The sequence below is a fragment of the Pedobacter sp. V48 genome (assembly GCF_000523515.1).
Classification (GTDB): domain Bacteria; phylum Bacteroidota; class Bacteroidia; order Sphingobacteriales; family Sphingobacteriaceae; genus Pedobacter.
Genome location: NZ_AWRU01000034.1, coordinates 32,895 through 46,587, shown reverse-complemented (window position 1 = coordinate 46,587; position 13,693 = coordinate 32,895). Strand labels below are relative to the sequence as shown.

Below are 13,693 nucleotides of genomic sequence, written 5' to 3'. Positions count from 1 at the left end.
TGGTTCTTATCGGCTCATATTGGTTCATTTTTTAATCATATCCAAAACCGGATCGAAGTTGCCGCTGTCGTATCATAGCCGGAATAAATCCCCATCCGCTCCCATCTTTGGAGTGCGGCACGACTAACAAATCCAAATTTGTATCATCTATTAATGAAATACTGCGCTTATGACACTATTACCCCAAATTGAAAAAGACTGTTTAAGACTTACACCAAGCTGGCAAATGCTGCGGTACATCAGCAGCATTGAAAGGTTTGACGCGGTGTGGCCTGATGTTAAACGAAAAGAGCAACAATTTTTGGAAGAGATGAAATCTTTAACCAGATCAAATGGGTTCCTTTCTGATATGGCCAAAGATTGGGATATTAATACCGCACTTCAAAAGATGCTGCCTGTTGGTATCGGACTTTATGCACCTTTCAAGGAATTGATTTACTGGTTTGAGACAACAACAGAAATTCCAATACCTGTTAAGTGTGCGCTATTTATTCATTGTTTGCTAACAGACCAAAGTTTTCGGCAGTTTGGTGGGTGGATTAGTTTAAAAGTGGCAGGTATTTTATTGATTCATTCGGGTTATACGTGGATTCAGTGGCTAAATTTGACCTGCTTAAAAAAGGCGCGCAGTCTTGTCGATGACTTTAACAGCGATAATATTGACCATTGGGTGTTGTCATGCCTGATGGTAATGATAGATTTTCAGGAAATTTTGATGCTTAAATTATCCAAATACGGTGCCGGGCAAAACCTGACGATTAAATACAAGCTTTTACTTTATATCATCCAGCACAACCCAGGAATTGCAACCCGGCGCATTGCAATAAAATTAGGAAAATCCGAAGTAATTGTTAGAAGGATGTTGGTCAAATTAAGGGCTTTGGCATTAATTGAAAGGTACGGAGCGGGACCAAAAACATACCATGTTTTGATATGATTATTGCTAAACAAGCAATACAATCCGATCCAGGGACAAAAAGTAAACCGAAAAAAAGAAGCCAGCAAACTGATTGCTGGCTTCGTGATTTTTGCCTTTAAAGACCTGTTAAACCAGGAGGAAGCGGGTTAAAGAGATCGTCCTCTAAGCCTGCCGCCATGATTAAATCTCTTTGAAAGTAGTTCGAGTTCTGTATCGCCGGGACCACTGAAATGAGTAACAAAACGTATAAAAGCCTGCAAATCGATGATTTGGAGGCTTTTTTGTTTTGGTGAGGTGCCAAATTATTCAACTTTTACTGTTTTCAAAGTGAGTAATTCGGTGAGTCACCACTTTGAATATGCTGACTCACTGGATATGTGGTAAATCTCTGATAAACAACATGTTCGGAAAATGTACATCTTGTTTAGAGAGGGCTGTAATTCTAATTTTGGAATTTTGAGCCTTTCAATGGGACCCGTAGGAAGCGAAATCAATGACAATGGAGCACATGAATATAATGCAAGTATAAGCAGGGATATAACACAAAGTGCATTTGAGTTAGCTTTAGTAACCGCGACTACAAAAAAAGACAAAAGTTATGACTTAAAAGATTATAATTGTGTAGACTATGCTGTTGATGTTTACAATGCGACTCGGCCTGCAGCTGAACAGCTTTCTGTTCCCAATGCTAAACTTCAGTCCGGTATCGTAAGTGTAACTATTGGCAGATCTCCAGCCAGCCTTTATACGAAGTTGAAAACAATGCAAACAGAAGGAAAACCAGGTATAGTGCTAGAGCCGGCGACTGCGCCAAAGACCGCGCCGGCAAAAACAGGTGTTTGCCCATAAACATAAATATATGCATTATTTAACTAGAAATATTGGCCTATTAAATATCCTTACGGGGGTGGCATTTTGTCTTGTTGTTATATATGACACAAAAATATCAGTATTTATGTTTTTGTATTTAATAATCTCCGCGCTGACAATAACAAAGAATGCCGCCCCATTTGAAGAGTTACCGTACCTTTACAATGCGATATATAACGGTTTAATTTTGTTTTCTCTCATAACCTTGATGTTTAGCGGATTTAAAAAAAACAGGTACAAACGAATTGTTTGCGTAGTATCATCGTTATTATTATTTAGCATGCTATTTACGCCACTTTTTAATGACGGTTGGAATAACGGATTTGTGTTGTCGATGATAATCATTTTTGTTTTATTAAACTTAATGGCAATAACAGCCAACCTGTTATGCATCTATGTTCAACACGAGAAACCTTTTGATTAAGTGTATAAATTATAGATGAAAAAATTCTTTGGTATTTTTTTTATGTATCTCCTCTTCAGCCTCAATGTTAGTGCGCAATCATTATTTGAGTTTAAAGAGGATTTCGAGAAGTTGGCAGTTGGTAAATTTGCTGATATCGGAATAGATAGTTTGGTGAAAAATATAACCATTTGCTTTATTTCTCTGATAAAGGTGCAATTTTAGCCGGGGTGCTTCAAAACAAATTAAGTGAGGAATTTTCTTTAATGGATTTCAGATTTAGCAGCCTATACGAACTTAATATAGATATGTTACTTCAAGATTCTGCCAGTAAAAAAAATCAATTAGGCTATTTGTTGGCCGCTGCAGTTTACGATAAATCTAGAATCCCATTTATTGAGGCAATACTAAAGAAAACAAACTATAAGGATTTCCGGGCGGCCTGTGCACTGATTTCATTACAATCAAAAGAAACAGAGCCGGTTATTAACCATTTTACATTATTCAAAAGAACCAATCGGAGCCTATTTGATTGAGGGCTTTTTAGAAATGGAAAGTAATTTGTTAGAGAAATTTGGAACCGACAATGTAATGGCTATCTGATGAGTTCGATTCTCGTCGAGATGAATTGTATACTAATTGACGTAACAATTTCTTAATTTCTGCCTGGGTTTTAGCATTGGATGACAGCTGGCGTCAGCGTTATCCACGCTACCATTTTTGTCAAAGATCAATTATCGGCTCATTATCGGTTCTTTTCGGCTCATAGCGGCTCAAGCTTTTCTTGTTTTGTGACCTTTTGCCTTCGATCGATTTGGTTCGAAAGCTAGTAATAATTACCGTTAATTATTGGCTCATTACCGGTTCTTTACGGCTCATGAATTGCTTTAATTTTATTATGCTTGACAAACTGATCATATTGAAGCTGATTGAAAGGCAGGGCGTTGTTCCTGGATCATATTATAATCTGTTATAGTTTATCGGCCCATTATAGGTTCTTATTGGCTCACATCAATAATAAGTAAGCCAGTTGTTTTTTTTCACTGGGCTCACATTTTAAATGCTACAATCCCTTTGTACCGGGCGGTAAAGGCTAAATGAATCCTCTCCAGCCCTGCTGCATTCCGAATATCATCAATGATATAGTTCGAGTCCTATATCTCCGAGACCACAAATAACACCAACATGCGTTTAAGAATGTGAATATGTTCATGGCCTTTTTCTTTTACAGAGCTACTAAAAGTATCTAAAAAAAGTAATTCTACTGCGAGTATCAATCCTGCAGTTAACCCTTCAGAATTTGGATAAGGTCGTCGTTGATATAATATACCTCTTTTCCGTCCTTTGCTGGGCTCAGGATCTTTGCGGCAACGAGTTCGCCGAAGTATTTGGTCAAAGTAGTTCTTGAGGTAATGCCCAATATTTCTCCGATGAATTTTGGTTTGATGTAGGGTTGGCTGAAGATCGCCTCATTGACCTCCTTGTTGTACCATTTAATAGCTGTCCTACCATGGGCAAGTGTCGCTTCCATTTGGTTGAGAATGCTTGTGATTAATTGATTGGTCAACTCCGCTGTTTTCTCGACAGCATCTAACATGTACATCACCCATGGCTTCCATGCACCACGTTGGGTAACCCCGCTCAGGTGGTGGTAATAGTCTTCCTTGTTGATCATAATGTATTTGGAAAGATAGAGTACCGGTTGCCCTAATAGCCCTTTGTTCACAAGATATAAAAGATTCAAAATTCTACCCGTTCTTCCGTTTCCATCTGAAAATGGGTGTATGGCTTCAAACTGATAATGGGCAATGCACATTTTGATCAGTGGGTCAGTCGGATATTTCATATCGTCATTTAGATATTCTACCAGATTTTCCATCTTGGCTTCTATGATGCCCGTTCCTCTGGGAGGAGTATATATTACCTCACCCGATCTGAATTCGCTTTGTCCGCGTCTAATCACAGTAAGGGTTTGTGGTGGTCTTACCCCAGCTATAGCATTCTTAATTTGCCTGAAGGTTCTAATAATGCTATCTATGTCCACCTTTCCTTTCTCTCGGATGATGTTATACCCCTCCCATAAGGCCTCCCGATAGCGGAGCACCTCCTTTGTGGCGGGTTTAATATTTTCTTCGCGAACGGTTTCTGAAATCGCCTTGTAAAGTTCGTCTTCTGTAGTGAATATGTTCTCGATTGCCGTAGAGGTTTGCGCTTCTTGAAGTGCAATTGTATTAATCAGTATAGTAGGATTTGGAAGGCTATGGATACTGGAATTTGTAGTTGCCAGTGCGCGTGAAGCAGTAACAAGTTTCTTCATTACTTCAACATTTTCTTCCATATCGTTAAATGGAGGTAGCAATGGGAGATCGTTGAAAGGCTGTGTCCTATCGTGCGGCATATGTTCAGTTTTTGTGATATATGAACTTATAAACAAATATACATATAGTGATCGACACACCAGCATAACATGTTCATTTTTATTAAAAAAATGAACATGTTATTGAAAAGGAAAAATAAATGAACAGATGATGATTTTATGTTCATTTATTTCGTAAAATTGGACATATAGATAAGAGGTTTTTTGATTGAGGGACTAGTTCTTAGAAGTTAGTATTATAAATTCTTAGTATCTTAGGCATATAACATCAATTGAGGATAATGACCAAAATAAAGCATAAGAACTTTTCTAAATTTGTTTGAAACTAACCGACCGGTACTGAAAGTAAAATGTGATATGAATTCTACTAAAGAGGCAATGGAGGTTGAGATTGAAAATAAGCTCGAAAAAAATATTGATGTACAAGGTTTGAGAAATCTTGAAAAACTATGTAAAGAGTTCCTTAATTTTAGGCTAAAACATCAGCCGAGTTAATCAAACCCATAAAGGCCAAATATCCAAACCTTGTTTTTGAAACTGCATTGCAGATCGGGGCCAAGGTGAATACCGGAGAAATGAAGTGGTAAAATAAATATATTTAGTCTGTGGTATATAAGAGTATTAAAACGTACAAAATCCCCCAAATATCGATTTGGAGAATTTCGTGCGTTTTAGCAAAGTGTCAAAATCATCAAAAAGAACGCCTAATGACAAAAGCTACTCGACCAATTTTTGAAATTAACGACCCAAGACAGAGTTGATTTGTTGATACAGTGCTTCTCTGTCGCTTGGACGCAAAGCCTTACTTATTGCTACCCTTCCTTCTTTATCAAAAATGAAATACTGTGGGTAATATTCAGCTTTATCTTGGTTATCAGCCAATAATTCTTTCCATAGCGGGGCTATAGTTTGTCTGTTCTTACGGAAGTGTACCCCTGTTAATCCATTCACTTTAATGAACTCTTTCCAGATGACATCACGATCTTCCTCATCCATATCCAGGTAAAGAAATACAACATCTTTATTGGTAAAAGCGGATTTGAGTTGAGGCATAAACTTAAGCTCTTCTTTACAGGGGCCGCACCATGTACCCCAAACATCAAGGTAAACCACTTTGCCTTTATACTTAGCTACAACATCATAAACTGATTGTATCTTGTTATAATTGTTTAAAACCACGATATCGGTATTTGATTCGTTCTGAGCAAGCATTTCCCTTAATGAATTTACTTTTTGATTAATCCCCTGGTTAAATCTGCTTTGAGGAAAGTGCTTTTTAAATACCTCTGAAAGTGCTGCTATTTGCCTTAAGTCTTTATCGTTGTATAAGTTTATAATCTGCTGATATGTATACTGTTCGGTAACCGCTTCAGGAAAGTTCTTGGTACTTCCTAACCACCTCCAATATGGCTTTCCATATTTTTTTACGACGACATTGGCACTATCTAAACTGATCCCATAGTACGGGATTGGCTCCGTAGGTTTGATGCTATCTTTCTTAATCCTTAAAAAAGCTTTGGTTTCCAGATAGCGTAGATAGTTGTCGGCAAAGGAATAATACTGAGGGCCGGCAGGATGAACGTCAGGTTTAATGATACTATTATCAAAAATATTAATAATCATGCTGTCGATAGTAGACCTATTGTTGAGCTGTGTTCTGGCAAAATCATTTAGATAATTGTAAGCAACAGACTTTACTTCTGATGTGATCAGCTTTTTGTTCTTTAATGAAATTTTTGAAGTGGTTATAGTGTTTATTTTTTCATCTCGTTTTGCAAAATAAGGTTGGATCAGCCTGGTATTCAATTCGGAAAAGCTAAGGCCTTCATAAAGATGCCTGGTCTGTTCTTCCATAAAAATAGGATTTTCCATTATATCGATTTTTTGCAGAAGCTCGTTTTCTGACAAAGCTGTCCCCGATAAGAGTGCTAGTTTTTTATCATTTATACTAACGGTTAAAGTTTTATTCTTGGTGATCAGAAGCGTGTAAAACTGTCTTTGAAAAATCAAACTGACAAAATTTTGCGCTTCAGTAGGCAAGGTGATATTGAATGTACCGTTTTTAGCTACAGGAATGGATATAGAGTTCTCGTTATGAAAACCATAAACCAATGGGGTGTTGATAACTAAGTCATCTTTACCAGAGTAATTTATGATCCTTCCTTGAAGGTTAAACTGGGCCGAAACCTGTATAGCAACAAAAATTAAGGAGAATAGGGTAATATTTTTTTTCATACCGGATTGTTTTTTTAACACACAATAATAACCTTTAGATGAACTGATTTATTAAAATGTGATGAACAACGGTAAAAATGTGATGAATCAGGAAATTTACTTAATGAATGAACTCCCTCTCCTTTTTTTAAGATCCTTAACGATGTATTCTATCCATTGCTTTCCTGGTATTTTAAGCTTGACATCAGGACCAAAGCCAACCTCATCGATTGGATTTGTATCAGTCCAGCTCGATTTTGAAACGGGAATCATTAGAATAAGCTCTTTACATGGAAGGGGGGTGGTTGAAGCCGGACCTTCGTAATCCATCATTCCTACACTATTTGAACCGTATCTTGTGGTCTTTTTGCTTTGTTTCATCAATTGAAAAAAGTATTCAGCGGAACTTCCGCAAAGTTCATCAGTTATTAGTGCTACTCTGGAAGGACTTCCGAGAACAGAATCAATCGGAATCGTTAGTCCAGGAACCTCATAAAAGGTACTTTTAGCGTTAGGGAGCTCTTCATAGATTTTTTTAAGTACGCTTATATATTCATCCGGATAATATTTCTTTGCAGCCTCGGGCAAAGGATTTTTCACAAGATATTCAAGCTCTGATCTTTTAATCCGAACGTTGTCTTCTGAAATGCGGAGTAGCGGAATGTCCTGTTTAATAGGGTTGGTCATTACATAGGGCAATAGAAAACTCCAGCCGGAATTGCCTCCTCCATTTCCACGGAGATCGATGATTAGGTACTTACTATTTCTAATCGCTTTGTCGTTTGCTGCAACCAATTTCTCAATCTTACTGTCGTTGTTAAAGAAGGTTGGAATTTTGATATAACTGGTTTCTTGATCTAGCTGATTAAAATCTAATCCATTGTTATTGTTTTTCCATGTGTTTAACTCCCTTTTTTCGCTAGCGGTCATTTGTTTTGGTAAAATCCTTCCAAAAAGCGAAAAATTCCACAATTGCAGTAGGCCACCTCTTTGCTGAGCATAAAAATCAATACTGTTAAATACATTGTATTGTTGTAACAGATAACCCTTTTTGTGGGGCTTTAGTGTAAAATAAACTAAACCTTTTGGGAGCTTTTCATCCTTTGCTTGAAGGATAATAGCTTTGTATTCGTTTCCTGGAAATTTCTTTATGCCTATGGTGACTGAGCTGTCAGGGTTAGTCCATATACCCTCAACGCTGTTGTCGGGTTTCAGGGTTTTGAAGTAAGATTCATCACTGTCTTCTGTCTCAATGTCGTAATCATTTTTATTCAGGTAGGTTAAGGAGAAATGTTTGTCCTTAAAAAATCTGATATAGTCTTTTATGAGGTAGAAACAGTTTTTTGTATTGCTTTCATTTCCCGCCTTTGCGCGGAGGTTGGTTACCAGACTTTCATAGTCAGGCTTTGTCTTTGAATTCACTTTGGTGGGGAAGCCAGCATAGTTGATTTCAGTTTTAACGATGGCTTCGTTTAAATTGTCCAGGCAGTTGCAAGATAGCTGTTGTGCCGCTAGTAAATATGGGAATGCAAGGATGATAAGGAAGGCGCTCAATTTTTTCATTGCGGTAATTTGGTTGAGGATTAATATATTAAAATTATTAGTTTTTTAGTTTTTATTACAAGCCTTAAATTAGTTAACAAGCATAAGATTATTCTCCTAAAAAATTGTCACCAGAATAGAAATGATGTAAATTGCGCAAAAATTAATTATGAGCGCAATAAACGTTATTCCTGAATACAAAGATTTTAGTGAATTTTATATTCAAGCAGTTCTTTCTTATAAAGAATTAAACCCAACTCATATTAGGTTAGATGGAAAAATGCTAGGGAGCACAAGAAACGTTTCCGCTTATTTTTGGTATTTAGATAAAAAATGGAAAGTCGGTGCCGATACACGCATAGATCGACTAAAACTGGCTTTTGAAGCATGCAAAGCAAGTGATGAGCCATTCGTAATTAAGCATACCAGAGATAAAAAGGGAGAATACTTAGAGATTAAAGGGCAGCCTATAAGAGATAAGAAGTTCTATGTTTATAGAGCGTGAGAAAAGCAACAATTATAGCTAAGGACCGTGTCTACTAGTGAGGGTCTATTCAATGGTGATTTTTCTTACCTTATTGCCAGTCTTCTTTTCAAAGTTATAGGTGGTGACATAAAGATTCCCTTCACGATCTATAGTGATTCCTGTAGGGCCATCAAATGAGGCATTTAAACCTATGCCGTCAACATCTTTAGATTGGCCATTACCAGCAATTTTGACTATTCGTCCGTTCTTTTCTATTATTTTAATGCAATTGTTAACATGATCTGCATTATAAAAATTTCCCTCAGAATCTATTGCGACTTCCCACCCTCCTAGATTTTGACTTCTAATCTCCGCTTTTACAGTGCCAGTGTTTTCAATTTTATAAATACCAGAGGATGCCGAGCTTATATCATAAGCTGCAACATACAGCGTATTGTTTTTATCGAAAAGAATGCTTCGTGGTGTCACTAGTCCTTGGGCAAGAATTAGCGAGTCTTTTCCATCGGTACTAAGTTTCATTACCGTGCCCTTGGTATTGTTAGTTATGTATAGAAATCCATCTTTTCCCATAACTATTCCAGTAGTAGGCATTGTCCCGTTATAAATTACTGTAGATTCCTTTTTGGCATCTATTTTTAAAATATGATTATTAAAATCTGTTATATATAAATCTTGCTGATTATTTCCAAGAGTTATGTTGTAGGGAGAATAAAAATTCTTTCCATTTATTATAGAAGGAATTTGAATACTTGAAACAGATCGGTCGCCGGCGGAGATTTTTCTAATAAGTCTGTTATAACTGTCTGCTACGAAAAGATCCCCATCATTATTTACAGTTATGCCCCAAGGACAGTTGAAGCTAGAGGATAAGCCTGCGCCATCAGCATTTCCTATTTCGCCATTACCCGCAATTGTAATTACCGTTGCTTTGTATTTATAGGAGAAATTGGGACCCGAATATTGTTTTCCACCTACACTAACGTTTACAGAACCTGAGCCTAACATTTTAGGAATAGTTACTTTTAATGTGTTATTATCAACCTTAACAACTGCTAATTTTTTATCATTTATTGTTACCTCGGGGTTTGAACCGAAATTCTTTCCGGTTATAATAATAGAATCATTATAACCAGCTTCTGTGGGGCTTATTGATGTCAAAGATGTTTGGGCTGAGTTGTCATCTTTCTTGCATGAAATTAAGATTAGACTAGCGTAAAATAAGATGAAGAGCTTGTGCAAGCGTAATTTGAGATGCGTTTTCATAGAACAGATTTTTACTAAAGATAGCATTTTGAATGATAATTATTATAAAACAAGATAACTGTTATATATACGCGTAATTTTTCCATTATAATTACTAAGTTTACTTCGAAATGACCTTAATAGTAACCAAAACCTAATGATTGTGAGTAGAATGCTTACTAATTCGCAATCTGCTTTAAAATTCTTTTGGCCGGGAGTCACATTAACCCAGTATTTTTATGCTTAAAACTAAATACTTTAAAATTTACCTTGCTGTATTCTCAACAGTTTGCACTTCTGTTGTATTTTATGCCTGCAAAACGGTAGCGCCTAAAACACCTGCGACTCCTGTTTCTAGTGTTGCTATACCTACAAAACCGGCCCGTATCCTGGTGTTTTCAAAAACCAAGGGCTTTTATCACTCTTCTATTCCAGCCGGTATTGCCGCTATACAAAAGCTGGGTAAGGAAAATAATTTTATTGTAGATACAACTAAGAATTCAGCCTATTTTGTTCAGGATAGTTTAAAAAATTATAGCGCTGTAATCTTTTTAAGCACCACTATGAATGTGTTAAATGCCGATGAGCAGGTAGCTTTTGAAAGATATATTCAATCTGGTGGTGGTTACGCCGGAGTTCATGCTGCTGCTGATACAGAATACGATTGGCCATGGTATAATAAGCTGGTTGGTGCTTATTTTAAAAGCCATCCGGGTAATCCTAATGTGCGTAAGGCAACTATTGATGTGATTGACACTACCCATATATCTACCAAAGGTCTTCCAAAAAGATGGGATCGTACAGATGAATGGTATAACTATAAGAGCATACAAGACGATATAAAGGTTCTTGCTAAATTAGATGAAGATAGCTACGAAGGTGGAGAAAATGGAGAGAACCACCCTATTGCCTGGTACCATGAATTTGATGGTGGCCGTGCTTTTTATACAGGTGGAGGACATACCGATGAAAGCTTTATCGAACCGTTATTTTTAAGTCACCTCCTTGGGGGTATTAAGTATGCCATTGGTACTAATGTTACATTAGATTATTCAAAAGCATACGCAGTTAAAAAGCCAGAGGATAACCGTTTTACTAAAACAGTTTTATCTAATGATTTAAATGAGCCTATGGAATTATCTGTAGCTCCTGACGGCAGGGTGTTTTTTATCGAGCGCGCCGGTAATTTTTACGTATACAACCCCGCCGATGGTAAAACTACATTGGTTTACAAATTTCCTGTGAAGGCTGTAGATAAATACCTTAATGGATTGTTAGGGATGACTATTGATCCTGATTTTGCAACAAATGACTATTTGTATTTCTTTTACACCGCTTCTACGGAGGATAAGTACAAACAACATATTTCTCGCTTTAAAATTAGTAAGGAGAATGAGCTTGACCTTAAATCTGAACAGGTGATTATAGAGGTTCCAATTGATCTTGAAGTAAGTGCCCATACAGGTGGTTCTTTAGCCTGGGATAAGTACAAGAATCTATATATCTCAACCGGGGATAATACTGTACCGTTTGAATCGGATGGTTTTGCTCCTATTGATAGAAGGGATAATCGCTTAACGTTTGATGCAGAAAGATCAGCAGGAAATACAAACGACTTGCGTGGCAAGATCCTGCGGATTCATCCTGAGGCAGATGGAAGTTACACTATTCCTGAAGGAAATTTATTTGCTAAAGGAACCCCAAAAACACGTCCTGAAATTTATGTAATGGGTTGTCGTAATCCTTATAGAATGTCTGTAGATCCTGAAACTTCTATAGTGTATTGGGGAGAGGTTGGGCCGGATTCTGGTACTGATGGTTTGCAGGGCCCACGTGGATACGATGAATTTAATCAGGCAAAAAAAGCTGGAAATTATGGCTGGCCATATTTTGTTGGTGATAATAAGGCTTATAAAGAGTATGATTTTGCAACCAAAAAAGTTGGAGATTTCTTTGATGTAAACGGTCCTGCAAACAATTCTCCATATAGTACCGGTGCTCAAATATTGCCACCAGCTCAAAAAGCGATGGTGTGGTATCCTTATAACAGATCAGAAGAATTCCCTGCTTTGGGGCAAGGCGGAAGATGTGCTATGGGCGGGCCTGTATATCATTATAATGCAGCGCTTAAATCTGATACCAAGTTCCCAGAGTATTATGATAAAGCACTTTTTATGTACGATTGGATGAGGAATTGGGTATTTGCAGTGCGTATGGATGAGAATCAAAACTATGTACGTATGGAGCCTTTTATGGAAACCAATGGCGATTTTAGACGCCCTATAGACATAGAAGTTGGACCAGAAGGATCATTTTATATGTTGGAATATGGATCGGTATATGGGATAGATAACGTTGATGCCCGTTTGGTTCGTATTGATTACAATGGTGGAAACCGTGCCCCGTTTGCTAAAATTGAAACAAAAGATACTATTGGAATTGCTCCATACAAAGTCGCTTTTACCTCGAAGAGTTATGATAATGACGATGATGATAAACTGTCGTACGAGTGGAGCTTTGAAGGAAACAAGATCGCATCAACAGAACAAAATGTTAACTATACATTTCAAAAAAATGGCATATACAACGCTATTTTAAAAGTAACTGATGCAGCGGGTAAAAGCGGGTTGGATACGGTTGTGATTAAGGTAGGTAATACGATGCCTCAGGTAGCAATAAATACAACCAGTAATACCTCTTTCTTTTTCCCTAAGGCGACTAACTTTAATTATAAAGTTGATGTAAAGGATAATGAGGATAAGGTTATTGATGCAAAAAAAGTAAAGGTGAACCTTGATTTTATTGCAAAGGTAGAAAGCAACCAGGTATTGGTAGGCCATCAGGAGATTACACCAACATATAATTTTGGTAAATCTTTAGTTGCTAAAAGCGATTGTAAAGCTTGCCACCAGATAAACGGTAAGTCAGTTGGCCCTTCATTTATGCAGGTTGCACAACGTTATACCGGTAATAAAGATGCTGTAAGTCGCTTGGCTAAGAAGATCATTGTTGGAGGTGGTGGTGTTTGGGGAGAACATGCAATGAGTGCACACCCTCAGATTTCTAATGATGATGCTACTGAGATTGTTAAATATATTTTAAGCTTAAATGCCAAAAAAACAAATGCTGCGTTGCCACAACAAGGATTCGTTGCTTTAAAACAGCATTTAGACAATAAAGATCAGGGTAGATACATTTTCTCTGCGTCGTATACTGACAAAGGTGGAGCGATAACTCCTTTAACAAAAAAGGAAACGATTGTGCTGCGTCCGGCAAAAGTACAGGCAGAAGATGCAGATGTTTTCAATAACGTCGATAAAAGTGACAGGTACGTGGGTAGCATCCATAATAAGTCTTATATCGTGTTCAAAAATATTGACCTTAAGAATATTGGTAAACTTACCTACTATTATGCATCAGCAAATCATAGTGGAACCATAGAGGTCCATATTGATTCTCCAAAAGGCGAAGTAATTAGTACAGCTAATTTTACCTCCACAGGTAATTGGGAAAAGTATACTGAGTTAAGCACTTCCATAAAAAACCCGGGCGGTAAACATGATCTTTATTTCGTGTTTTTAAAGAATACCCCACCAAATAGGGATTTGATAAGTATAGATTGGATCAATTTCGAATAAG

The 13,693-nt window shown here is 37.2% G+C and carries 10 protein-coding genes; 6 read left to right on the top strand and 4 right to left on the bottom strand.

Annotation, left to right across the window (positions count from 1 at the left end):
• Positions 1 to 169 precede the first annotated feature (169 nt).
• From N824_RS25655 to N824_RS25635, 3 genes are all read left to right on the top strand, one after another.
• On the top strand, positions 170 to 937 hold the full coding sequence (locus tag N824_RS25655; protein ID WP_048907972.1) for a hypothetical protein: 768 nt from the start codon (positions 170 to 172) through the stop codon (positions 935 to 937).
• A 393-nt stretch (positions 938 to 1,330) separates the two neighbouring features.
• Positions 1,331 to 1,768 carry a hypothetical protein gene (locus tag N824_RS25650; protein ID WP_152542461.1) on the top strand — a complete coding sequence of 146 codons (438 nt, stop codon included), beginning with the start codon at positions 1,331 to 1,333 and terminating at the stop codon, positions 1,766 to 1,768.
• Between the two features lie 615 nt (positions 1,769 to 2,383).
• The gene (locus N824_RS25635) at positions 2,384 to 2,728 is read left to right on the top strand and encodes a hypothetical protein (protein ID WP_048907968.1); all 345 of its coding nucleotides are present in this window, start codon (positions 2,384 to 2,386) and stop codon (positions 2,726 to 2,728) included.
• Between the two features lie 749 nt (positions 2,729 to 3,477).
• On the opposite strand, the gene N824_RS25630 is transcribed toward N824_RS25635, so the two are convergent.
• Complete coding sequence (locus N824_RS25630) at positions 3,478 to 4,590, bottom strand: Fic family protein (protein ID WP_235207305.1); 1,113 nt, start codon at positions 4,588 to 4,590, stop codon at positions 3,478 to 3,480.
• Positions 4,591 to 4,926: 336 nt separating this feature from the next.
• Here N824_RS25630 and N824_RS32095 point away from each other — a divergent pair, with 336 nt between their 5' ends.
• Complete coding sequence (locus N824_RS32095) at positions 4,927 to 5,064, top strand: hypothetical protein (RefSeq protein ID WP_161662362.1); 138 nt, start codon at positions 4,927 to 4,929, stop codon at positions 5,062 to 5,064.
• Between the two features lie 243 nt (positions 5,065 to 5,307).
• On the opposite strand, the gene N824_RS25625 is transcribed toward N824_RS32095, so the two are convergent.
• Both N824_RS25625 and N824_RS25620 read right to left on the bottom strand, forming a co-directional pair.
• Positions 5,308 to 6,804 carry a TlpA disulfide reductase family protein gene (locus N824_RS25625; RefSeq protein WP_048907967.1) on the bottom strand — a complete coding sequence of 499 codons (1,497 nt, stop codon included), beginning with the start codon at positions 6,802 to 6,804 and terminating at the stop codon, positions 5,308 to 5,310.
• A 96-nt stretch (positions 6,805 to 6,900) separates the two neighbouring features.
• On the bottom strand, positions 6,901 to 8,346 hold the full coding sequence (locus N824_RS25620) for a S41 family peptidase (protein WP_048907966.1): 1,446 nt from the start codon (positions 8,344 to 8,346) through the stop codon (positions 6,901 to 6,903).
• Between the two features lie 148 nt (positions 8,347 to 8,494).
• Between N824_RS25620 and N824_RS25615 the strand changes: the two genes are divergently transcribed.
• Positions 8,495 to 8,830: a hypothetical protein gene (locus N824_RS25615; protein ID WP_048907965.1), complete on the top strand. Its 336-nt coding sequence runs from the start codon at positions 8,495 to 8,497 to the stop codon at positions 8,828 to 8,830.
• A 45-nt stretch (positions 8,831 to 8,875) separates the two neighbouring features.
• Here N824_RS25615 and N824_RS25610 read toward each other — a convergent pair whose 3' ends face one another.
• Positions 8,876 to 9,970, bottom strand: coding sequence for an IPT/TIG domain-containing protein (locus tag N824_RS25610; protein ID WP_161662361.1), 1,095 nt, complete (start codon positions 9,968 to 9,970; stop codon positions 8,876 to 8,878).
• A 323-nt stretch (positions 9,971 to 10,293) separates the two neighbouring features.
• Between N824_RS25610 and N824_RS25605 the strand changes: the two genes are divergently transcribed.
• Positions 10,294 to 13,692 (top strand): ThuA domain-containing protein, encoded by a 3,399-nt coding sequence (locus N824_RS25605; protein WP_048907963.1) that lies wholly within the window; start codon positions 10,294 to 10,296, stop codon positions 13,690 to 13,692.
• Position 13,693: the final 1 nt, after the last annotated feature.

What these genes read in the sequence shown, in the direction of transcription:
- N824_RS25655 (WP_048907972.1), top strand. Translation starts at nt 170, where the DNA reads ATGACACTATTACCCCAAATTGAAAAAGACTGTTTAAGACTTACACCA.
- N824_RS25650 (WP_152542461.1), top strand. Translation starts at nt 1,331, where the DNA reads ATGTACATCTTGTTTAGAGAGGGCTGTAATTCTAATTTTGGAATTTTG.
- N824_RS25605 (WP_048907963.1), top strand. Translation starts at nt 10,294, where the DNA reads ATGCTTAAAACTAAATACTTTAAAATTTACCTTGCTGTATTCTCAACA.
- N824_RS32095 (WP_161662362.1), top strand. Translation starts at nt 4,927, where the DNA reads ATGAATTCTACTAAAGAGGCAATGGAGGTTGAGATTGAAAATAAGCTC.
- N824_RS25630 (WP_235207305.1), bottom strand. Translation starts at nt 4,590, where the DNA reads ATGCCGCACGATAGGACACAGCCTTTCAACGATCTCCCATTGCTACCT.
- N824_RS25625 (WP_048907967.1), bottom strand. Translation starts at nt 6,804, where the DNA reads ATGAAAAAAAATATTACCCTATTCTCCTTAATTTTTGTTGCTATACAG.
- N824_RS25620 (WP_048907966.1), bottom strand. Translation starts at nt 8,346, where the DNA reads ATGAAAAAATTGAGCGCCTTCCTTATCATCCTTGCATTCCCATATTTA.
- N824_RS25615 (WP_048907965.1), top strand. Translation starts at nt 8,495, where the DNA reads ATGAGCGCAATAAACGTTATTCCTGAATACAAAGATTTTAGTGAATTT.